At 34.6% G+C, this 19,961-nt stretch carries 24 protein-coding genes, 1 pseudogene, 1 riboswitch and 1 other annotated feature; of the genes and pseudogenes, 15 read left to right on the top strand and 10 right to left on the bottom strand.

Going from position 1 to position 19,961, the window contains the following annotated elements:
- Window positions 1–89: 89 nt before the first annotated feature.
- From ACQKNR_RS16840 to ACQKNR_RS16830, 3 genes are all read left to right on the top strand, one after another.
- The gene (locus ACQKNR_RS16840; RefSeq protein ID WP_427318871.1) at window positions 90–1,418 is read left to right on the top strand and encodes a hemolysin family protein; all 1,329 of its coding nucleotides are present in this window, start codon (window positions 90–92) and stop codon (window positions 1,416–1,418) included.
- A gap of 51 nt (window positions 1,419–1,469) precedes the next feature.
- Window positions 1,470–1,883, top strand: coding sequence for an ATP synthase subunit I (locus ACQKNR_RS16835; protein WP_427318870.1), 414 nt, complete (start codon window positions 1,470–1,472; stop codon window positions 1,881–1,883).
- Between the two features lie 197 nt (window positions 1,884–2,080).
- Entirely contained in the window at window positions 2,081–2,629 is a 549-nt protein-coding gene (locus ACQKNR_RS16830) for a DUF2179 domain-containing protein (protein WP_098308576.1), read from the top strand.
- A gap of 268 nt (window positions 2,630–2,897) precedes the next feature.
- On the opposite strand, the gene ACQKNR_RS16825 is transcribed toward ACQKNR_RS16830, so the two are convergent.
- From ACQKNR_RS16825 to ACQKNR_RS16815, 3 genes are all read right to left on the bottom strand, one after another.
- Window positions 2,898–3,125 (bottom strand): DUF3923 family protein, encoded by a 228-nt coding sequence (locus tag ACQKNR_RS16825; protein ID WP_427318868.1) that lies wholly within the window; start codon window positions 3,123–3,125, stop codon window positions 2,898–2,900.
- A gap of 75 nt (window positions 3,126–3,200) precedes the next feature.
- The gene (locus ACQKNR_RS16820; protein ID WP_427318866.1) at window positions 3,201–3,587 is read right to left on the bottom strand and encodes a hypothetical protein; all 387 of its coding nucleotides are present in this window, start codon (window positions 3,585–3,587) and stop codon (window positions 3,201–3,203) included.
- A gap of 281 nt (window positions 3,588–3,868) precedes the next feature.
- Window positions 3,869–5,065: an MDR family MFS transporter gene (locus ACQKNR_RS16815; RefSeq protein ID WP_427318864.1), complete on the bottom strand. Its 1,197-nt coding sequence runs from the start codon at window positions 5,063–5,065 to the stop codon at window positions 3,869–3,871.
- Window positions 5,066–5,174: 109 nt separating this feature from the next.
- Between ACQKNR_RS16815 and ACQKNR_RS16810 the strand changes: the two genes are divergently transcribed.
- From ACQKNR_RS16810 to tsaA, 3 genes and pseudogenes are all read left to right on the top strand, one after another.
- Window positions 5,175–5,717: a CGNR zinc finger domain-containing protein gene (locus tag ACQKNR_RS16810; protein ID WP_427318863.1), complete on the top strand. Its 543-nt coding sequence runs from the start codon at window positions 5,175–5,177 to the stop codon at window positions 5,715–5,717.
- A 2-nt stretch (window positions 5,718–5,719) separates the two neighbouring features.
- Window positions 5,720–5,935, top strand: a pseudogene (locus tag ACQKNR_RS16805) (class I SAM-dependent methyltransferase); the annotation flags it as partial.
- Window positions 5,936–6,132: 197 nt separating this feature from the next.
- On the top strand, window positions 6,133–6,591 hold the full coding sequence (gene tsaA, locus ACQKNR_RS16800) for a tRNA (N6-threonylcarbamoyladenosine(37)-N6)-methyltransferase TrmO (protein ID WP_427318862.1): 459 nt from the start codon (window positions 6,133–6,135) through the stop codon (window positions 6,589–6,591).
- Between the two features lie 74 nt (window positions 6,592–6,665).
- On the opposite strand, the gene ACQKNR_RS16795 is transcribed toward tsaA, so the two are convergent.
- Together ACQKNR_RS16795 and ACQKNR_RS16790 are read right to left on the bottom strand one after the other, a co-directional pair.
- Window positions 6,666–6,809 (bottom strand): hypothetical protein, encoded by a 144-nt coding sequence (locus tag ACQKNR_RS16795; RefSeq protein ID WP_098543343.1) that lies wholly within the window; start codon window positions 6,807–6,809, stop codon window positions 6,666–6,668.
- A gap of 98 nt (window positions 6,810–6,907) precedes the next feature.
- Window positions 6,908–7,050: riboswitch (cyclic di-AMP (ydaO/yuaA leader) on the bottom strand.
- 38 nt (window positions 7,051–7,088) lie between these two features.
- A complete protein-coding gene (locus ACQKNR_RS16790; RefSeq protein WP_427318861.1) occupies window positions 7,089–7,550 on the bottom strand; it encodes a GNAT family N-acetyltransferase in 462 nt (153 codons plus the stop codon).
- Between the two features lie 114 nt (window positions 7,551–7,664).
- On the opposite strand from ACQKNR_RS16790, the gene ACQKNR_RS16785 reads away from it, so the two are divergent.
- Together ACQKNR_RS16785 and ACQKNR_RS16780 are read left to right on the top strand one after the other, a co-directional pair.
- The gene (locus ACQKNR_RS16785) at window positions 7,665–7,856 is read left to right on the top strand and encodes a GlsB/YeaQ/YmgE family stress response membrane protein (RefSeq protein WP_427319060.1); all 192 of its coding nucleotides are present in this window, start codon (window positions 7,665–7,667) and stop codon (window positions 7,854–7,856) included.
- Window positions 7,857–7,924: 68 nt separating this feature from the next.
- Window positions 7,925–9,046 (top strand): AI-2E family transporter, encoded by a 1,122-nt coding sequence (locus ACQKNR_RS16780; RefSeq protein WP_427318860.1) that lies wholly within the window; start codon window positions 7,925–7,927, stop codon window positions 9,044–9,046.
- 28 nt (window positions 9,047–9,074) lie between these two features.
- On the opposite strand, the gene ACQKNR_RS16775 is transcribed toward ACQKNR_RS16780, so the two are convergent.
- A complete protein-coding gene (locus ACQKNR_RS16775; protein WP_427318859.1) occupies window positions 9,075–10,232 on the bottom strand; it encodes a 1-deoxy-D-xylulose-5-phosphate reductoisomerase in 1,158 nt (385 codons plus the stop codon).
- Window positions 10,233–10,371: 139 nt separating this feature from the next.
- Window positions 10,372–10,580 (top strand) — a binding site (T-box leader).
- Window positions 10,581–10,631: 51 nt separating this feature from the next.
- Between ACQKNR_RS16775 and ACQKNR_RS16770 the strand changes: the two genes are divergently transcribed.
- The gene (locus ACQKNR_RS16770; RefSeq protein WP_427318858.1) at window positions 10,632–11,630 is read left to right on the top strand and encodes a tryptophan--tRNA ligase; all 999 of its coding nucleotides are present in this window, start codon (window positions 10,632–10,634) and stop codon (window positions 11,628–11,630) included.
- On the opposite strand, the gene ACQKNR_RS16765 is transcribed toward ACQKNR_RS16770, so the two are convergent.
- Window positions 11,627–12,085: an NUDIX hydrolase gene (locus tag ACQKNR_RS16765; protein WP_427318857.1), complete on the bottom strand. Its 459-nt coding sequence runs from the start codon at window positions 12,083–12,085 to the stop codon at window positions 11,627–11,629. The genes ACQKNR_RS16770 and ACQKNR_RS16765 overlap by 4 nt on opposite strands.
- A gap of 17 nt (window positions 12,086–12,102) precedes the next feature.
- Window positions 12,103–12,942: a DUF2785 domain-containing protein gene (locus ACQKNR_RS16760; protein WP_427318856.1), complete on the bottom strand. Its 840-nt coding sequence runs from the start codon at window positions 12,940–12,942 to the stop codon at window positions 12,103–12,105.
- 124 nt (window positions 12,943–13,066) lie between these two features.
- Here ACQKNR_RS16760 and ACQKNR_RS16755 point away from each other — a divergent pair, with 124 nt between their 5' ends.
- The 6 genes from ACQKNR_RS16755 to ACQKNR_RS16730 all read left to right on the top strand — a co-directional run bounded on the left by ACQKNR_RS16755 (window position 13,067) and on the right by ACQKNR_RS16730 (window position 18,932).
- On the top strand, window positions 13,067–13,789 hold the full coding sequence (locus ACQKNR_RS16755; RefSeq protein ID WP_427318855.1) for a GNAT family N-acetyltransferase: 723 nt from the start codon (window positions 13,067–13,069) through the stop codon (window positions 13,787–13,789).
- A 50-nt stretch (window positions 13,790–13,839) separates the two neighbouring features.
- Complete coding sequence (locus tag ACQKNR_RS16750) at window positions 13,840–14,679, top strand: hypothetical protein (protein ID WP_427318854.1); 840 nt, start codon at window positions 13,840–13,842, stop codon at window positions 14,677–14,679.
- Between the two features lie 90 nt (window positions 14,680–14,769).
- Window positions 14,770–15,801 (top strand): tyrosine-protein phosphatase, encoded by a 1,032-nt coding sequence (locus ACQKNR_RS16745; protein ID WP_427318853.1) that lies wholly within the window; start codon window positions 14,770–14,772, stop codon window positions 15,799–15,801.
- A 227-nt stretch (window positions 15,802–16,028) separates the two neighbouring features.
- Window positions 16,029–16,973 carry a phosphotransferase family protein gene (locus ACQKNR_RS16740; RefSeq protein WP_427318852.1) on the top strand — a complete coding sequence of 315 codons (945 nt, stop codon included), beginning with the start codon at window positions 16,029–16,031 and terminating at the stop codon, window positions 16,971–16,973.
- 48 nt (window positions 16,974–17,021) lie between these two features.
- Window positions 17,022–17,726 carry a YjjG family noncanonical pyrimidine nucleotidase gene (locus tag ACQKNR_RS16735; protein WP_427318851.1) on the top strand — a complete coding sequence of 235 codons (705 nt, stop codon included), beginning with the start codon at window positions 17,022–17,024 and terminating at the stop codon, window positions 17,724–17,726.
- A 243-nt stretch (window positions 17,727–17,969) separates the two neighbouring features.
- Window positions 17,970–18,932: a tubby C-terminal domain-like protein gene (locus ACQKNR_RS16730; RefSeq protein WP_427318850.1), complete on the top strand. Its 963-nt coding sequence runs from the start codon at window positions 17,970–17,972 to the stop codon at window positions 18,930–18,932.
- Between the two features lie 374 nt (window positions 18,933–19,306).
- On the opposite strand, the gene ACQKNR_RS16725 is transcribed toward ACQKNR_RS16730, so the two are convergent.
- Together ACQKNR_RS16725 and ACQKNR_RS16720 are read right to left on the bottom strand one after the other, a co-directional pair.
- Window positions 19,307–19,507 (bottom strand): helix-turn-helix transcriptional regulator, encoded by a 201-nt coding sequence (locus ACQKNR_RS16725; RefSeq protein WP_427318849.1) that lies wholly within the window; start codon window positions 19,505–19,507, stop codon window positions 19,307–19,309.
- On the bottom strand, window positions 19,495–19,854 hold the full coding sequence (locus ACQKNR_RS16720; RefSeq protein WP_427318848.1) for a DUF3796 domain-containing protein: 360 nt from the start codon (window positions 19,852–19,854) through the stop codon (window positions 19,495–19,497). Before ACQKNR_RS16720 ends, ACQKNR_RS16725 begins: the two co-directional genes overlap by 13 nt.
- Between the last annotated feature and the right edge of the window lie 107 nt (window positions 19,855–19,961).

Genomic DNA, 19,961 nt, shown 5'->3' with positions numbered 1-19,961 from the left:
GTATAGGGCTATGTTTTCTAATGAACAAATAAGAAAACATTATAGTATACAGGAGGTGGACACCTTAGTTTTTTAACTAAGGGTATTCATTGGAAATATTTAATTTAGTCATGGTTGCGATTTTAATCGCATTTACTGGATTTTTCGTGGCAGCAGAGTTTGCGATTGTAAAAGTACGTTCAAGTCGCATTGATCAGCTTGTTGCGGAAGGGAAACGCGGTGCTTTAGCTGCAAAAAAGGTAACAACAAATTTAGATGAATATTTATCTGCTTGTCAATTAGGTATTACAGTTACAGCTATGGGATTAGGTTGGTTAGGTGAACCGACAATCGAAAAGTTATTACACCCATTATTTGAGAAATTGAACTTAAATCCTTCTATTTCACAAGTATTGACTTTTGGTCTTGCTTTTATGTTAATGACGTATTTACACGTTGTAGTAGGGGAATTAGCTCCGAAAACGATGGCAATTCAAAAGGCTGAAAAAGTAACATTATTATTTGCAAGTCCATTAATGATGTTCTATAAAGTGATGTATCCGTTTATTTGGATGCTGAATAGTTCAGCTCGTGTTATAACTGGTTTATTCGGTTTAAAACCTGCTTCAGAACATGAAGTAGCTCATACAGAAGAAGAATTACGTCTTATCCTTTCAGAGAGTTATGAAAGTGGCGAAATTAATCAGGCTGAATACAAGTATGTAAATAACATTTTTGAATTTGATAACCGTATTGCAAAAGAAATCATGGTACCGCGAACAGAAATCGTTGGTTTCTACCTAGAGGATTCAGTAGAAGAACACATGAAAGTAATCCAAAATGAGCGATACACACGTTATCCGATTTTTGGGGAAGATAAAGACGATATTATCGGTATGGTCAATGTAAAAGATTTCTTTATTCGATATATGACCGATGATCAAAAAGATTTATCATCTATTCGTTCGTATATGCGTCCGATTATTGAAGTGATGGAAACAACTCCAATTCATGACTTATTACTGCAAATGCAGAAGAAGCGAATTCCGATGGCTGTTTTATATGATGAGTACGGAGGAACGGCTGGAATTGTAACGCTTGAAGACATCTTGGAGGAAATCGTCGGCGAAATTCGTGACGAATATGATGAAGATGAAGCACCGCCAATTCAACATGTGAACGAGTATCATAAAATTGTGGATGGAAAAGTGCTTATCACAGAAGTAAAAGATCTATTTGGATTACACATTGAGGAAGAAGATGTGGATACAATCGGTGGATGGATTATGATGCAAAATCATGAAATTGAAGAAGGACAATACGTTGAAGCAGAAGGTTATGAATTTAAAGTGTTAGAAAAAGACGCTTATCAAATTAAACGTGTTGAAATTCGCAAAATGGATCATGAACAAGAACAAGAGAAAGCAGCAACTGTGTAAGTTGCTGCTTTTCTTCTAAAGTAAAAAAATGTGAAATTAGGAGCGGATATTTTGATTCAAGTAGCCTTACGTGTATATCGATTACAATTGTATGTGATCTTTAGTGGTTTACTACTTATGTGGACGATTACTCCGTTTGGAAAACAAGTGACAGGGTTTGGAATTGGATTAGCTGTAAGTGCATACTGTCTTTGGCTATTAGCTCGTAGAGTGGAGAAAATAGGAAGAAGTATCGTATTGAAAGAAAAGGCTCCTGGATTAGGCGTGTTAAATCGTTTTGCAGCTGCAATATTAGGGGCTATTATTATGTATGAAATTGAGCATGAAATGGAAATGTGGGCATTTGGTACAGGTATTTTAGGTGGTCACTTTTTAATGATTGCGAATTTAGCTTATGCAAATATGCAGCTAGTAAAAGAAGAGGAGAAGCAAAGGGAAAATGCTTCGAAAAAAATAGAGTTATAATGAAAGGGACCTAATGGGTTCCTTTTTTGATTTTGGAAATAAATGGAAATAGCCGAATTAACGACAAATATAATACGCTTCTTTTTTCGTTTTTTCAATAGTATGGAAAATAATTAAAAAAAATAAAAAAACCCATCGATTTCTAAAGCTTATGTATGTTATCATGACAAAAGACTTTTTGAAAGAGGTGGATATCAATGTTACAAGCGTTACTTATTTTTGTGCTTCAAATTATTTACGTTCCAGTATTAACAATTCGTACGATTTTGCTTGTAAAGAATCAAACAAGATCCGCTGCTGGCGTAGGATTGTTAGAAGGAGCTATTTACATTGTCAGTTTAGGTATTGTGTTTCAAGATTTATCAAATTGGATGAACATCGTTGCCTATGTCATTGGCTTTAGTGCGGGACTGTTATTAGGCGGTTATATAGAAAATAAATTAGCAATTGGTTATATTACGTATCAAGTTAGTTTACTAGACCGTTGTAATGAATTAGTAGATGAATTACGTCACTCTGGATTTGGCGTTACAGTATTCGAAGGTGAAGGAATTAATTCAGTACGTTATCGCTTAGATATCGTTGCGAAGCGCTCGAGGGAGAAAGAACTTTTAGAAATTATTAATGAAATCGCACCGAAAGCGTTTATGTCTTCTTATGAAATTCGCTCATTTAAAGGTGGATACTTAACGAAAGCGATGAAGAAGAGAGCGTTAATGAAGAAGAAAGATCATCATGCATCGTAAGGAAAAGGGAGTAGTGTAGCTTTAAAATTCAGCCTAATAAAAACACACGATAATCCCATATTTAAATGTAGAAGAGAGGAATCTAATTTGAAAAAGATTCCTCTCTTTTTTATAAAAAAGTTTGATTCAAACTTACCTCGCCTCTTTAACTGAAAAGAGGCGAAGTAACAAACGTTCCATATTAATCTTTAACATCCCCGTAGTTTTAATAAATACTTGAAAATAAAATACTCTCAAAAAATCCGAGAGATCCTTAAAATCTGTTTAATTATTTGTTATTGCTCATCCTCAAATTAACAATTAGCCATACGATTTGAATAATGATTGGGAATATAAACGCAATTAATAAAACTATAAATGCCACTGATTTAAGTTCGGGTGTTTGAGTAACACCAGCGCCATCAACCTCTCTTAGCCAAATGATAGCTGCCCATATTACAAAAATGATAATCCAAAATATGTTACCCATCCACCAAAAACTCCATCGTTTTTTCAAATTATCACTCCTTCCATTTCCCGTTCTTTTATAAGTATATTTTTGTTCGTTACATTTAAATTAAATACTATAAAACTAATCTTTTTCAACTGTATATCTAACTTGTTTAAAGGTTACCATCTCACCATCTTTATTATCATCTTTCGTTTGCAAAAGTTGAACTTTTGGCTTGTAGTCGGTCCTATGAGCATCTTTGATACCCTTAATGTCAAGTTTGTAGGATTCATCATTTTTTATTTTTTGTTCAAATACTTTTTTATTGGCAACATAAATAAAGGTCACTTTGTTTTCATCAATTCCCTCAGTCTTAATTTCTAATTGATTATCTTTTGTTGTAATCGTTGGTGTTAATAATTCAATACTGCCGTTTCCAGTTTCTAAAGAATGTTCTACTATAGTTGAACATCCGGATAGTATGATGCCAGTAGATAGAATAATACTTAATCCCATTATCTTTTTCATAAAGTCACCCCAACTCAAAAACTTTTCGATTTTGTCATTCCTAGACCATTAGCGTGGAACATAGATGATTAGCTATTAATCTTTTAAAATTATACCATAATATGTAAAAGGTAAACAGGGTGTATATCTACTGTAAGGGGTGTCTATGCTTTTACAACGCTAGAGGCAAGAAGTTTTGTATATGATTGATTCTAAATTCATCCAATAGAGTAAGTATGATTGAAAGGTGTGCGTATTGCAGTAAATCCGTATTTTTTAGATTCTCCCCCAATTGAAATGTATTAAAGGCGTTTCGTATCTTTACATAGGTATATATCTTCTTTAGAAATCTGTTTTTTCTTATTTAAAATATGTAGTGAAAAAAAGCCGATAAATCCAAATGTACCGAAAATAAGCCATGGTGCATACATTCCGTTTAAGTTCGAAGTAAACCATGTACCGGTATAATTACCAATGATAAAACCAAATGCGAGTGAAAGTTGATAAAATCCAAAATAGGTAGCAGTATACGATTCGTTACTGTAATTTGCAATAGCGATATCAGCGTTAGGTAATACGAGCGTTTCACCTATTGTAAATAAAATTACACAAGTAAATAGCCAATATGGGTGTTGGAATAAAGGAATGAGTAAAAAAGAAATTCCCATTAATGAAACACCGTATTTAATAATAGAAAGTGTGTTGTATTTATGAAAGAGTTTTCGGAATAACACCATAAATATGACGCCCGTTATTGCATTTATCGTAATAACTAATGTAGCGAGCTGGTTGCTATTACTAATGTTTTTCATATGAAGTGGAAGTGCGACAGTAAGCTGAGTAAACATAATATAGAAGAAAACCATAATAAATGAAAACAAAAGAAAGGTTTTATTTTGTAAGACTGCTTGTATTCCTAATGCAATAGACGTGTTTTCAGTAGAAACTTGGAAGTGGTTTTTAAGCAAGTAAAAGATAAGAGCGAATAATAGCATAAGAGATCCTGTTAGTGCGAAAGCGTATATCGGATCTAGAAAGAGTAAGAAACCTCCTGCAAGTGGTCCGATTATCGCACCGCAATTAAAACTAAGGTTTAAGTATGTAAATAAATTTTTTCTCATATGATCTGGTTGTGAACCGAATATAGCGCGAGCAGCGGGTTCGTAAAATGCAGTTCCAAAGCCGATAAGTGCAGAAGAAATAGAAATTGTATAGAAATCAGAGCATATTCCTAAGGCGATAAATCCGATTCCTCTTAAAAATAATCCGGCTATCATCATAATGATATAGCCTATTTTGTCAGCGATTAATCCTGAGAATAAAGGGATAACTCGTGATGTGATTGTCATAACTGTTAAAACTGTTCCTACTTGCACAGATGAAAAGTGGAGAAAATTTAATAGATAAATAGCTAAAAATGCATATACCGCAAAATACCCAAAAGACATAAAAAATGAAGAAATAAGCATGAAACGTATCGGTATTGAGAAATTTTTCATAGAACCCCTCCTAAATATGTAACCAGTAAAATTAATTGATGGTTAACGATTTTATATTATAATTATACATAAAGTCAGAAAAAAGTAAAATTTAAGAAGGTGAATGGAATTGAATCAGAACGCACCAAATGAATTAGAATATATTCGGGGATTTTTAAATACATGGAGAATACCAAATGATACGAGAGAGCCAATGGATGTGCTGCAAACAGAAGATGATATAAAGCAATTTATGAAAAAATATTTTCATGAAGAGTTTCATTTTCATACGATAGAGGAATTAAAAAGTTTTCGAGAAGACATTCGGCTAACAATTGAAGGGGAAGAATCATTACAAAAATGGTTAGAGAAATACCCATTTCATGTACATGTAAAGGAAGATATGAAAGGTATTACATATGAACCGGTATACGAAGAGAATGTGTATACAAAGGTATTAAGTATTGTTTTAATGGCGATTCAAGAAAATTTGTGGGGAAGGTTAAAAGCATGTCCAGATTGTCGCTGGGTATTTTATGATCATTCGCGTAATGGAAGTAAAAGATGGTGCGGTATGTATGCTGGGGAAGAAGGGGGAAGAGCGTGCGGTACGATTGCAAAAGTGAAAAACTACCGAGCAAAGAGAAAAGGGAGATCGGGTTATAATGTGTAATCCCTATTATGTTTGAAGCATTTAAAGGGGAAGATGTACAAGCGACATTATATAAGAGAAAAATAAGTACATACATAAATGAGTTAAATAAAGCGGGATTTACAATTGAGAGAATAGAAGAACCTGAACCATCTGGCTCGTTTGCTGAAGAACTAGCTAAGCCTTCTACGAAATATTATTCTTTATATAAAGCTAGAATGGTGCCGACTACTTTTATCCCGCTATTTGCGGGCAGTAAGACTCCCACCTCAAAGCTCGGCGAATGCGAGGGAGTTAGGTGGGAGATCAACTGCCCGTAAAAGCCCGATTGGTTCAACTAATAATCAGTGGGGGATGGACAAAACCCCCACTGACTAAAGTTTCACTTTATTATTAAGGCGAGGAAATAAATAATGTTATATAAAGGGGGAGGAAAATGGTCTATGTTAGTATGGTGAAGATTGGTGAAGTGCAATCTTCTATAGACGATAAAGTGTACAGTAATTGGGGAAGTGTTATTTCAAACATTAAAATATATCCAGAGTATATTGAAGGATTAGCAGGTCTTGAGGATTATTCTCATGCAATTGTTATTTTTTATATGAATGATTTTCAGGAAGAAAATAAACAGTCGTGGGCTAGAAAGCCAAGGGGATTAAGTGATTTTGATGAAAAGGGATGTTTTGCGCAACGGACAAAGCATCGTCCAAATCCTATTGGAATCACTACTGTTGAAATTTTGTCCATTGAAAATAATGTTATGACTGTGCAAGGATTAGACGCTAATGATCGGACGGCTATTTTAGATATAAAACCATATATTGCTGCTTTCGATACAAGGGAAAATGCTCGTGTTCCAGAGTGGATGAATAAATTAATGGTAAATTATTTTTAGTGGTAATACAAAAAGCTTTGCAATTATGAATCGCAAAGCTTTTTGTATTACATTATATTGTACGTACGGTTTCTTTATCTTTTCGGCTGAAAAATATGCTGAAAGAAGTATTTGTGATGTAAGTTATCTACAACTTTATTTGCTTGATATGTGCGTTGTTTTTCTAGGCGAAGTCTTTGCTCCATCATTTTTATTGCGTGATCAGATAAACGTAACATAATACATGTCCCCTTTTCTATAAATATAGGTGTCTATTTGGTATCGATCCCATATTTATAATTAAGGAGGCAAAATGTGTAACATAGGCAAAAAAGCACCTTCCTCTCCCGTTACGCTTACGAGGTTAGCTGTCGGACTCGGGAAGTGAGAGTTTCCCTACTTAAAAAAGATTCGCCCCAAGTAGCATAGCTACAAAAATGGTTCCCCCGCTCCAAAATTTGGACTCAGCAAAAGGTTTTATAAAGTAAAAAATAACATAATAAAACAAATAAGTCAAACTATTTATTGTTTTCTGTCTTTTTTAGTGAGGTTAAAAGCACTCCATCAGGTAATATGATATCTTGTACTTCAATAAATCCATGTTTTTTATATAAAGAAAGAGCGGGCTTATTTTCTTTCCCTGTTTGTACAATATACGTTGTGGAAGAGGAGAACATGTTAAATAAATGTAGTAGTAGCTTCGTCGCGATTCCTTTATGAAAGTGATCCGGTGACACTACTAAACGATGAATATCAACTTCATCGTCATTACTTTTAAAAGAAATAAATCCGGCAAGTACATTTTCGTAAAAATAGCCGTAAAAAATTTCGTCACAAGTTTGAATATCAGCTACAGTATCATAAAGGCGGGGGATAGCTGTACTATTTATATATTTTGCCTCAATTTCATAAGCAGGTATTTGAATTTTTAAAATAGACATAGCTGTATCATAAGAGTTTACTATTAATTTTTGAACCATAATTTATAATCTCCTTTTAGGTTGTTTTTTCATACGTTTGACAAGATTTTTCTTTTTTGGATATAATAAATGTAAGGATTAACTAATGAGTTAGTAGCTAAATAGAGTCATACTATTATAGGTACAATTGCAGTTTCTATAACAGGTAAAGATTTTCCTGCTCGTATGTTTGGGAATATAATCGCTTGTTTACTAGGAGTTTGGCTAGGTGATGAATTATTGTCCTTCGTTAGATGGTATGTATACATAGGGGCGATTGTTCTAATTTTCATTGTATCATTTATCGTAAAGGTCGCAAGAATATAAATTTATAATATATACAATGATGAAAAGCCCTTTATAAGGGCTTTTCATCATTAACTGAGGTGGTATAGTTGGATAAAATAAATTTGAGAAAAAGAGATAAGTTGAAAAAGTTTTTTAGAGAACAAAATTATTTAGCGGTGTTACTTGGATTTGCATTATTGTTCATCAATATATTGCTCTTAACAAAAATATCATTTGTATTTACGCCGTTTATCGTCTTTTTAAAAACAATCTTCTTCCCGGTGTTATTGGCGGGAGTCCTATTTTACATCTTGCATCCTTTCGTTTCATTTCTAGAAAAGAAGGGTGTTTCAAGAATTGTATCGATAGCTTCCATATATATACTTGTACTAGGATTATTTGTCTTTTTAGTCGTAACGGTTATCCCGATTATTAGAGACCAAATTGATGCGTTAATAAGTAACTTACCGTATTTCGGTCATGAAATCGAAAGAGCAGCACGTAGACTTGGAGAAAGTAATTTGCTTGGTAAAATTCAAGAGAATTTAAATATTGATGTTGCAAATATAATAAAAGACTATACAGTAGATTTTACAAAATCGTTATCATCAGTAACGGGAAATGTAACAGGATTTTTAAGCACAGTAACAGAGGTCGTTTTAACATTCGTTATGGTTCCGTTCATTTTGTTCTATCTTTTAAAAGATGGTGAGCAATTGCCGAATCACTTTTTAAAGTTTATTTCAGAGCAAAGACAACCAGCTGCAAAGAGAATACTAGATGATATGCATTATGCGATTAGCTCGTATATTAGAGGGCAAATTATCGTTAGCTTGTTTATCGGTATTATGCTATTAATAGGCTATTTAATTATCGGTATTAAATACGCGGTATTACTTGCAATTTTAGCGATGATTGTAAATATCGTTCCGTACGTAGGACCAATTATTGCAATTACTCCAGCGTTAATTATTGCATTTATTGACTCGCCAGGAATGGTTTTAAAGGTAATTATCGTTATGATGGTTGTACAATTAGCAGAGGGTAAATTTATTTCTCCGCAAGTAATGGGGAAAAAGCTAGATATTCACCCAATTACAATTATATTTATCATTTTAACTGCTGGAAACTTATTCGGTATTATGGGGATTATTTTAGCAATTCCAGGATATGCGATATTAAAAGTGTTAGTTACGCATGGTTATAGATTTGTTAAGTTGAATACGTGAAAAAAGAGCTAAAACAGATAAAACTGTTTTAGCTCTTTTTCATTAACAATTGATTTGCATATTGGCGCGCCCATTGATCAGCTTCTAATATAGCATCTAGAGAAGGATTTTTTACGTTATGATGAGCCTCAATTGTTTTGTAAATCGTCTTTTCAATATCAAAAAATGGTATTTCATTTTTTAGAAATAGTGCATTTGCAATTTCATTTGCTGCATTTAATACGGCGGGAGTAGTACCACCGATTTTGCCACATTCATATGCGTATTGTAGACATGGGAACTTCTCTAAATCTGGTTTTTCAAAATGTAAACTACCAATTTCTAATAAATTTAATTTTTCATAGGAAGAAGGTAGTCGAGTAGGGTAGTGGAACGCATATTGAATTGGCATTCTCATATCAGGAGCACCGAGCTGTGCCATGACTGATCCATCAATAAACTCTACTAAAGAGTGAATAATACTTTCTTTATGGATCATAACATCGATTTTTTCGTAAGGAATATCAAATAGCCATCTCGCTTCCATCACTTCAAACCCTTTATTCATTAATGTAGCAGAGTCAATCGTAAGTTTTGCCCCCATTAACCAGTTTGGATGTTTTAAAGCGTCTTTTGCTTGTAATGTTTTCATTTCTTCACGTGTTTTATCACGAAAAGCACCGCCAGAAGCTGTAACAATTAACTTTTCGATTTCTTTATTATTTTCCCCATTTAAACATTGGAAGATAGCTGAATGTTCACTATCAACTGGAATTAAACGGCATCCGTGTTGTTTCGATAATTCAGTAACGATATGTCCAGCCGCAACTAACGTTTCTTTGTTAGCGATGGCAATATCTTTCTTCGCTTTTAATGCTTCAATCGTTGGAAGTAGTCCTGAAATACCGACAACGGAACTTAATACAAGATTTGTATCAGGATGAGTAGCTACTGCAATTAAACCGTTATTCCCATATGTGATTTTCGTATTTGTTGAAATACGAGAACGTAATGTATCTGCTAATTCTTTTGTCGCAACGCTTACAATACGAGGTTGAAACGCTTCGATTTGTTGTTCAAGAAGATCAATATTATAATTTGCGGTTAAACCGATGATTTTAAAATGTTCAGGATGAGCTGAAACGACATCTAATGCAGAGGTGCCGATGGATCCTGTTGAACCTAAAATAGATATATATTTTACCATGAAAAAAACCTCCAAAGTTGTATCGAATATTTCTGCAAACCTATATAATATTAGACAATCAAAGTGGAAATTCCTGCTATATAAACCGGAAAATTCGGGTTTATTTGGAAGTTAAGTGTGATAAACTGTAAAAAATAACTAAAAAGCAATGAAAGAGAAGAGTACATATTCAAAACTTTTCAGAGAGCTGATATGTGGTGGGAATCAGTAAGGGATGAATATGGAATGGGCTCTGGAGCTTCTAACTGAAATGAAGTAGGTAAAGACGGTTACTTCACGTTATCGAAGTATGAAGTGAGCTAATGATAGCTAATAAAGGTGGTACCGCGGGAGTCTCTCGTCCTTTTTTAAGGATAAGGGGCTCTTTTTGTTTTTTATTTTGAGAAAGGAGGAGTTAGTATGAGTGAGAAAATAATGTTAACAGGAATTAAGCCGACAGGATATCCGCATTTAGGAAATTATATTGGAGCGATTAAACCTGCATTACAAATGTCAAAGAATAATGAAGGAAAAGCATTGTATTTTATAGCTGACTATCATGCATTAAATGCTGTGCATGATCCGAGTCAGTTTAGTAGTTATACGAAAGAGGTAGCGGCTACTTGGTTATCACTTGGACTTGGAGAAGATGTGATTTTCTATCGACAAACAGAAGTGCCAGAGATTTTAGAATTAGCTTGGATATTAGCTTGTCTAACTCCGAAAGGATTTATGAACCGTGCTCATGCGTATAAAGCGAAGGTAGAGAAAAATAAAGAAGCGGGTTTAGAAATCGATGCAGGAGTTAATATGGGGTTATATACGTACCCGATTTTAATGGCGGCTGACATATTATTATTTCAAGCTACTCATGTACCTGTCGGAAAAGATCAAATTCAGCATATTGAAATCGCTCGTGATATTGCGACGTATTTTAATCATACATTCGGTACGACATTTACGCTTCCAGAGTATGTGATACAAGAAGAAGGGGCAATTTTACCCGGACTTGATGGAAGAAAGATGAGCAAGAGCTATGGGAATGTTATCCCACTATTTGCAGGGCAAGAAAAACTCCAAAAGCTCATTTTTAAAATAAAAACAGATTCTTCACTTCCAAATGAACCGAAAGAGCTAGAAACATTATTTACAATATATAAAGAATTTGCGACAGAAGATGAAATGCAGTCGATGCGTAAAAAGTATGAGACTGGAATTGGATGGGGCGATGTGAAAAAAGAGTTATTCCGCGTTGTAGACCGTGAATTAGCAGGCCCTAGGGAAAAATACGCAACGTATATGAATGAGCCGCACTTATTATATGAAGCGTTAGAAAGAGGTGCTGAGAGGGCACGGGCTATTGCGAAGGTAAATTTAGCGGAAATTAAAAAACGGATTGGGTTTGAGAGGGAACGTTAGGCGTTCCCTTGTTTTTGTTTGAAATCTGTAATAACCCTTTCAATTACAGGAGGAAGATTACTAGGTAACTCATCAAGTGAAAAGAAGTGAAGTTCTTTCGATTCAGTATAGTCGCATACAAGCTCACCTTGGAATTCGCGGCAAATATAAATAACGAGTACACCATGCACTTGATCACCGTTTGGATAGGTTTGAAAAAATTCTGGGCCAGAATATGTACAGAACATTTCTGGATTTTTGATAATAAGTCCAGTTTCTTCAAATACTTCTCGTTTTAAAGCATCTTCTAATGTTTCGTTATATTCTAATGCGCCACCAATAATCCCCCAATGGTTAAAATCTGTACGGAGCTGCAGTAATATTTCATTTTTTTCATTTAATATAATGGCGTGTGAGCCTATTAAAATAAGTGGATGATTTCCTACTAGATTTCTCATGTCTTCAATATAACCCATATCTGTTCTCCTTATATTTAATAATAATTAGGAAGTTCTTTTAACATTCTTTCTGTTTTATGTGATGTAAAAGCTAAGTTATGATCATCTTTTGTTCTAAAGAATAATGTACGTAAAAAAGTTTTAATGTTTGCACATAAAATACAATACTCATTAAGCGAAAGGCGTTTTCTAATTTGAGGAAGCCTTTTTATTTTTTTTTGAATAATTGAAATTAACCCATCTTGCGGGAAGTCATGATACAGCATTGATAGTAACGGCGTAACAATGCGTTCATCTTCATTATTATGAAATAGATCCGATGGAATAAAAATTTTATTTAATAAACAATGAATTAATTCCTCATACCACTCAAAGGTCGCATAGGAATTGTGCACAATTTCAGTGAAGGCGTCAGATACATGGGCAATACAATGAGCCCATCCTTTATTTTCAATATAGCCTCGAAAATCCATTTCCAAGTTTGTATATGTAATGAGTTTGTTTTTTATTTCCTCGATATCCTCCTCTGTAAAAAAGTAGTGCGAGTTAGCGAATTGGAGTATTAACGCAATTAAAGAAACAGTGTAAGAACGTGTGAAAACCCCATCTGTATGTGGGGAGTAAATGTCACAATATAAATACTCATCACTTAAACAAGTATGTAGAAGTAATTTCAGCTGATCGTCCATAAGGAATTCATGATGAATAAAATGCGTAAAACATTTATATATAAGTTGGTAACGAACATAACTATCAGTCGTTCCGATATATTGAAGCATATTTACAGTTAACTCATTTATATCTATATGCTGCAGTTGCGTATAGTCATTTTGTTGTATAAGCTCTAACTGTTGTTGCAGCGCTGTAATATCCAATGGAGAACCTCCTCCGCACTTTAAAGATGCGATCTTTTCTAGTATTCTATATATTCAAGGACAATCCTGCTCATGCAAGGAGAACAATTAGAAATTCGAGTATGACATAAGATGAGGGAAGAATATGAAGAATATAGAACAGTTAGAAAAACATTTTAAAATAAGAAGAAGTGCTCCTTCTATAATGATAAAAGAAAATAATGCAGAGGTTTTTACAGAAGAGCAATTAGAAGAGATGATACAATATTGCATTGCTGAAGCTGAAAAAGAGGGGGTAGAAAACTTACATTTTGAGATTTCTTCAAAAAGTTCAAATTATGATGTGTATAAGAAATGTTTCGAAACTTATTCATTTGAATATATTACTAAAAACATAATTGTTTTTAAAGATATATATGAAGTCGATGATATAGAAAGTGAAATTGATTTTAAGCTTATTGAAGAAATAGGAGAAAACGCTTTTTACTCACTGTGGAATGAGGTGACAGGAGAACAAGTCGATTATGATCAATTTGTAAAGTTGCTGGAACAAGAAATTGGTGGGCAATGGAAAGAACATTGTTTAACAGCAGTTGTAGGTGAAGAGACGGTAGGAATTGTAATCCCTCATATTGAGAGAGGCACGTTAGAAGAAGGGAAACTTATGTATTTCGCAGTTGCTCAAAATATGCGAAATAAAGGGTACGAAGCAGCGTTATTCACTGGGGCGATGTTTGTCTTAAAGGAAATAGGCGCATCTTATTATGTTGGCGAGACAAATGTACAAGATGAGTGGATGAAGGGTGTCTTTGAAAAGAACGGATGTCAGATGCTAAGTTCTACCGAACGATATGTGAGAAAGTTTTAGGAGGATGAATGATATAGTCTCTCGAACTCATTTAGCGGGAGGGGCTATATATGTTAAAGCAAACATTTCATTCTTTCGTTTTACTATATCCAGAGGTATTGTTGGAAGGCTGGAAAATCGAAAAAGTTTCAGAACGTTTTGAAGGTGAACAGTGGGAAACTGTTTGGTTTCAGGTTGTTACGCCATCTGGAATGTTTCGTGTAAAAGAGTTTTTCCTCGATATAATGGAGCCAGTGTTTCCGGATAGTTGTATTTCTCAGGCAAAAGGAGATTGTTTTCAATATAAAAGGCTTGTGTATTGGAAAGGTATAAATTATAAGGGGAAAGATAGTTATGTTACATCTAGATGGAAAACACAAATTGAAATTTCTATTGATCGTGGATATGTAAACCAAGATGAAATGGAAAGATTTCTATTCGGGTTACAACCGGTAAACATGGAGTTTGCGAAAACGATATTACATACACCATTTCACTTATTAAGCTTTCAAGCGAAAAGAGGTGAAATTGGTGAGATAGGAAGATGCCGAGAGTGGAATTCTCCAGATGACGTATCCTATTTGAAATTGCCAATTCATGAAAAGTTAAGTTGGAAGCTCGAATCGATCGGATTCGGAAATGATGAAACGCAGTATGCATACTGGGACGAATATAATAAACTATATGCGCTTTGGGTTTGTAGGCATAAAAACAAAGCGTACTATCCTGTTTCTTCTTGGACAGTGAATTATGGCCCAAAACAAATCATAAACGGGTTAGAGTTTTATTCGCATCAGGATCGTGGAACCGTTGTATATGAGGATTTAGGTAATGAACAAATCGCTTATGTATTTCGGGGAAATCCGTGTACACATTATGAACAAGTAAAAGAACTTTTTGCCTGTTTGTAAGATAAAAAGAAAAATCGAAACGACAAAGTAAGCTTTCCTATAATACAATAGAGAAGGATTAGACTATATGAAGAAAGCGTTGGTGAAAGAATGGAGCAGCAAAGATATTGGCTACAAGCAACTGTAGAACGAAATGAAGATAATATGTTACATATAAATTGGGAAAATAATATAGAAGAAGTTCGCATTTATTGGAGTACTTCACCAGATCATATTGAAGAAAATGGAGAATTACTTGCAACGGTAAATGGAGAATCATCATGCACAATAGAAAACCCGAGTGAAAATGAGCGCCCTTATTTTAGACTAGTAGGAAATAATGGACAAGCAGTAACAGTAGCTGAGCGAAGACTACCATTACAAGGAGCGTTTAACTTCCGTGATATGGGAGGATATGAAACGACAGAAGGCCGTAAAGTAAAATGGGGTAAATTGTACCGTTCTGAAGAATTAGCAGGGCTAACAGAGTGGGATATCAAGTATTTACAAAACTCTGGCTTAAAGTTAATTTGTGACTATCGTACAGATTTTGAAGTGAAGCATAAGCCAAACCCAAGCATTACAGGCGCTCGCCAAGTGTGCTTACCAGTTATGCAAGAGTTGGCGAAGGACTTAAATATAAATGAGTTTTTCCAAGTTGGTGACCTTTCTATGTTAGGGAAACCAGGCGAATATCTTGTGAAAATGAATCAAGATTTCGTAAGTGGTAACGAGGCGTTCGTGAGCTTTTTACAATTAGCACAAAAAACGGAAAACTTACCGTTAGTAAACCACTGTACAGCTGGAAAAGACCGTACTGGATTTGGCTCAGCATTATTATTACTTTTACTAGGTGTACCTGAAAAAACAGTAATGGAAGACTACTTACTAAGTAACGGTTTCCGTGAAAAATTAAATGAAAAAATGATGGCCTTTTTAGGCGCAAAATTACAAAACGATGAAAGTAGAGCAATATTAGGTGCAATGTTTGAAGCACGTGCTGAATATTTACTAGCTGCGATTGAAGAAATCCAAAAGCAATACGGATCAGTTGAAGCATATGCTGAAAAAGCTCTTGGCTTTACGAAAGAATCGTTAGAAGAAATGAAAGTGTTATTGCTAGAAGATAAAGTGAAACTTTAATCAGTGGGGGGGCATCCCCACTGATTATTAGTTGAACCAATCGGGCGTTTACGGGCAGTCCGATTCCCACCTAACTTCTTTGTTCCAGCTGAATTTTGAGGTGGGGGTCTTACTGCCCGTTAATGCGGGATAAATAACGAGGAGGGAGGCTGATTTGGATTAGTCTCTTTTTCTTATTGTTGATATAATTTTGTTTATGAGGATGTTGTGCACCGAGGAGAAAATGGATGAAAAGAACTTACGGATCGGGGGATAAAATGATTCATACACGTTTAAAAGCAGAGGAATTAAGAGGAAAGTTAACAACAATATTAAGCCGAGAATATAAGGAATTAGCTGTTCAGAATTTAAAGGTGATTGGGACGGGAGTGCAAAATATTGTTTTTCGCGGAGATTCAGAAAAGGGACCTTTAGCATTTCGAGTGCCGTGGGAAAGAGAAGTGGAAAATATAAATGAAGATTTATTTAATAGTCGAATTTCGTTGCAAAAGGAAGCAGAACTTTCTAGTTTTTGTAATGCAAAAGGTATCCCAGTACCAAAGATACACGGATTACATCTTTCTGCCGAACTTGATTTTTTAATTTCGGATTGTGTGTCTACTGATCATATGCCAATTTCTGCGCACAAAATAGGAGAGTTAGTTAGCAAGCTTCATAGTATGTCAATTGAAGGGTTACATTACGAGCAAAATATTAGAGAGCCAATTAGTAAGCATATAGCGGAACGAATTGTGAAAAGAGTGGAAGGTTTTAATACAATTACGAACTGTGGTATTAAACTTCCAGATACACAAACGATTGAACATATTCTTAGTACAGCTGATCATGTAAAGAGTTTATTACATATGGACATTCGACCAGCCAATTTAATTGGATATAATGGAGAAGTTAAAGCGATAGTTGATTGGGATAACGCTCTAATTGGTCATCCATTATTGGAGCTTATGAGAATAGCTGAAACAAATGAGGTTAATTGGGAAGAATTTAAAGGTGGATATAAGAATGATAGTATCTTTAACGCTATCTCGCATATTGTTAGTTTATTTTATAAATTAGATACAGCGGTCATGCTAGCAAACTTATTTATAGCACATTTGAAAATAGAAGATAAAGGTGTATTCTATAAAGAGCGAGTCAAAGCACTTTATAATGAAATATATAAAAGCTTATAATTAAGCTATGAAAATGAAGCTTTTAAAATAGAAATTGAGGAGAACATCATGAAATACAAAGTTATATTATTCGACGTAGATGACACATTATTAGATTTCCCTGAAACGGAAAGAAACGCATTACATAACGCGTTTGTACAGTTCGGCATGCCTACAGGGTATGATGATTATCTTGCAAGTTATAAAGAGATTAGTAATGGTTTATGGAGAGATTTAGAAAATAAAATGATAACGCTAAGTGAATTAGCGGTAGATCGATTTAGACAATTATTTGCTCTTCATCATCTAGAAGTAGATGCGCAGCAGTTTAGTAACGTATACCTTGAAAACTTAGGGCAAGAAGTACATCTTATAGAAGGTGCAGTGCAATTATGTGAGAACCTTCAAGATTGCAAGTTAGGTATTATTACGAATGGATATACAAAAGTACAACAATCAAGAATTGGAAATTCGCCTTTATGTAACTTCTTTGATCATATTATAATTTCTGAAGAGGTCGGCCATCAAAAGCCAGCACGTGAGATTTTTGATTATGCGTTTGAGAAGTTTGAGATTACTGATAAATCAAGCGTACTAATGGTTGGAGATTCCTTAACTTCTGATATGAAAGGCGGAGAAGATTACGGTATTGATACGTGTTGGTATAATCCGAGTTTGAAAGAGAACACGACGAGTGTTAAGCCGACTTATGAAGTGGAGAGTCTGCTTCGTATTATGGAAATTGTGGAAGAAAAAGTAGTTTCCTTCTCATAAGAATTCTCCATTGTCGATTGGTGTCAGTAAATCGATATATTGAAAAAATCGCTGATATAATTTGAGTTGCGGTCGATATATTGGGAGTATGTTGTTTTGAAGGAATTCGCAAAGCAAAAATAGCGCTACTATACGAGGGTCATTCAAGTGTTATAATGCATGAATTAAATGTGTATATACATAGTTTCTCAGAGTGATGCAATGTTAGGTGTGAGCTGTGTAACAACTAGAGGTGAGTAAAGGATGTTAACGTTTTTATTTGAGTTAGACAAGAGTCTACCGCAGAAGGATGAGCCACGGTATGTTGCTTATGCAAATGGCTTTATCGAAGGAGATTTAACAATTTGTGTGGGTGACAGAGTACTTTTTCAGAAGTCATGCATGAAGGTCGCAGAGCTCGGTATTTATTTAGGACAGTGGATGGAACAAGTTCAAAACGGGCAGAACGTACATATGAATTATGAAACGACTGACCGTGATGAGGTAATTCTTGGTTTCTTTTATGAAGAGGACAATCAGTGGAGAATTTCTTCCAGTTGGCAAGAATTTGAACTTCAGGAGCGTATATCTACTACAACATTAGTAGAGAGTGTTCAACGCTATTTGTATGGGCTAAATAAGGAACTGCGCATGATAGAATATCCCGTGACGTTTGATCAGTACTTAAGAGGAGAGCGGATTATGCAGCTTTCTTACAAACGACTGTGTGATAGTAAAGCAGATACGACGCCGATAGAGGTTTACGATGGAAGCAAACCAGTAGGCGTAGTAAGGGGCTATTATAAAAATACGTTGATGAAAGTGCTAGACTTCATTCCGAAGGTTGGTAGTAATATCAATTATGAAATAAAGGATAGTAAGGACAATATTCGCATCATTGCAAAGGATATAAGTAGGCGGCGCCAAAGAAAGATTTTAGTAACGTACATCGATAATAATGATGCAGAGCATGAAATAATTGTATGTGACGGAAAGCTATTGGATGCAAATTTCTTATTTACCTTTACATTTAAGACAGAAGAATATGTTGTTCACAAAACTTCATTTGGGATGGGAAAGTTATTACGAAAGGGCTATGTAATCGCAGATTGGAATATTCGTCTTGAGGAAGATATGTATTATATCGAGATGAATGTATATGATGATGAATATATACAGGATCAATATTTACTGTTAGGTGTATTTCATGCGGTTTTGTATGGGTGATAAAGTGAAACTATAATCAGTGGAGGGGGTTCATCCCCCACTGATTACTAGTTGAACCAATCGGGCGTTTACGGGTAGTTGATCTCCACCTAACTTCTTCGCTCCAGTGAATTTTGATGTAGGAGTCTTACTGCCCGCAAATAGCGGGATAAATAAGAAGTACCGGTATTCTTCATGGGAAGGATGCCGGTATTTTTTATGTGGTTTTAGTGCAAAGATTGCATTTATTTGAAATGTGATAAAAACTATAAAAAATAGGTGTATCAAGCAAAGTGTTGATACACCTTAAAACTACACTGTTCAACAATATCCGTCATTGTGTAGTATATCTTTAATTACTTTAGAATCATACATATTAGACTTAGTGTGCTTAATTAATCTTCGAAAATAAAAATCTCATCAATCGTACTATGCAGTGCCCTCGCTATATCGTGAGCGAGCTGTAAGGAAGGATTGTATTCTCCTTTTTCAAGATGACTAATTGTTTTACGTCGTACGCCAACGTTCTTCGCTAAATCTTCTTGTGTCATGTTTAATTTGGCACGGTATTCTTTTATTTTCGTTACGAACGCCATGGTGCATCTTCCATTTCATCAACTGGTTTATCGTAAAAGAACATAGAGAAACCGAACGTAAGAATGAGTGTGCCGAAAATAAGAGCGATATCAATTTCTTGTAAGATCGGATTTGGAAACAGCATTTCAATAAACATAATGATAGCGGTCGTTAGTAATGTAACGATAAAGGCGTTGCGGCATGATTTATTGACGATTTGTTCAAAAAGTTCATCGTGATGCATCTTTCTATATGTCGTGAAAAAGGAGAAGAAACAGAACATAGTAAACAAACCTTTTTCATAAAAAAAGCCAAGAAAACCGAAGAAGCCGAGAAACCCTAAATATTTTATCCAAGTTGTTTTCATGATAGGTCCTCCTTATAATGTTAGAAATAATTCACGTTATGTTATAAATATATTACATATGGATATGAATGGTAATAATAGTTTTCCAGTTGGCTTCATAATAATAG

The sequence above is a fragment of the Bacillus sp. NPDC094077 genome (assembly GCF_050279465.1).
Lineage (GTDB): Bacteria > Bacillota > Bacilli > Bacillales > Bacillaceae_G > Bacillus_A.
Note: the sequence above shows the minus strand (reverse complement) of the source record. Positions and strands in the feature narration are given on the sequence as shown.

Bases quoted from the DNA above. Each gene is read 5' to 3' on its own strand.
- ACQKNR_RS16830 (WP_098308576.1), top strand. From the start codon at position 2,081: ATGTTACAAGCGTTACTTATTTTTGTGCTTCAAATTATTTACGTTCCA.
- ACQKNR_RS16820 (WP_427318866.1), bottom strand. From the start codon at position 3,587: ATGAAAAAGATAATGGGATTAAGTATTATTCTATCTACTGGCATCATA.
- ACQKNR_RS16815 (WP_427318864.1), bottom strand. From the start codon at position 5,065: ATGAAAAATTTCTCAATACCGATACGTTTCATGCTTATTTCTTCATTT.
- tsaA (WP_427318862.1), top strand. From the start codon at position 6,133: ATGGTCTATGTTAGTATGGTGAAGATTGGTGAAGTGCAATCTTCTATA.
- ACQKNR_RS16795 (WP_098543343.1), bottom strand. From the start codon at position 6,809: ATGTTACGTTTATCTGATCACGCAATAAAAATGATGGAGCAAAGACTT.
- ACQKNR_RS16790 (WP_427318861.1), bottom strand. From the start codon at position 7,550: ATGGTTCAAAAATTAATAGTAAACTCTTATGATACAGCTATGTCTATT.
- ACQKNR_RS16775 (WP_427318859.1), bottom strand. From the start codon at position 10,232: ATGGTAAAATATATATCTATTTTAGGTTCAACAGGATCCATCGGCACC.
- ACQKNR_RS16770 (WP_427318858.1), top strand. From the start codon at position 10,632: ATGAGTGAGAAAATAATGTTAACAGGAATTAAGCCGACAGGATATCCG.
- ACQKNR_RS16765 (WP_427318857.1), bottom strand. From the start codon at position 12,085: ATGGGTTATATTGAAGACATGAGAAATCTAGTAGGAAATCATCCACTT.
- ACQKNR_RS16755 (WP_427318855.1), top strand. From the start codon at position 13,067: ATGAAGAATATAGAACAGTTAGAAAAACATTTTAAAATAAGAAGAAGT.
- ACQKNR_RS16750 (WP_427318854.1), top strand. From the start codon at position 13,840: ATGTTAAAGCAAACATTTCATTCTTTCGTTTTACTATATCCAGAGGTA.
- ACQKNR_RS16745 (WP_427318853.1), top strand. From the start codon at position 14,770: ATGGAGCAGCAAAGATATTGGCTACAAGCAACTGTAGAACGAAATGAA.
- ACQKNR_RS16740 (WP_427318852.1), top strand. From the start codon at position 16,029: ATGAAAAGAACTTACGGATCGGGGGATAAAATGATTCATACACGTTTA.
- ACQKNR_RS16735 (WP_427318851.1), top strand. From the start codon at position 17,022: ATGAAATACAAAGTTATATTATTCGACGTAGATGACACATTATTAGAT.
- ACQKNR_RS16730 (WP_427318850.1), top strand. From the start codon at position 17,970: ATGTTAACGTTTTTATTTGAGTTAGACAAGAGTCTACCGCAGAAGGAT.
- ACQKNR_RS16725 (WP_427318849.1), bottom strand. From the start codon at position 19,507: ATGGCGTTCGTAACGAAAATAAAAGAATACCGTGCCAAATTAAACATG.
- ACQKNR_RS16720 (WP_427318848.1), bottom strand. From the start codon at position 19,854: ATGAAAACAACTTGGATAAAATATTTAGGGTTTCTCGGCTTCTTCGGT.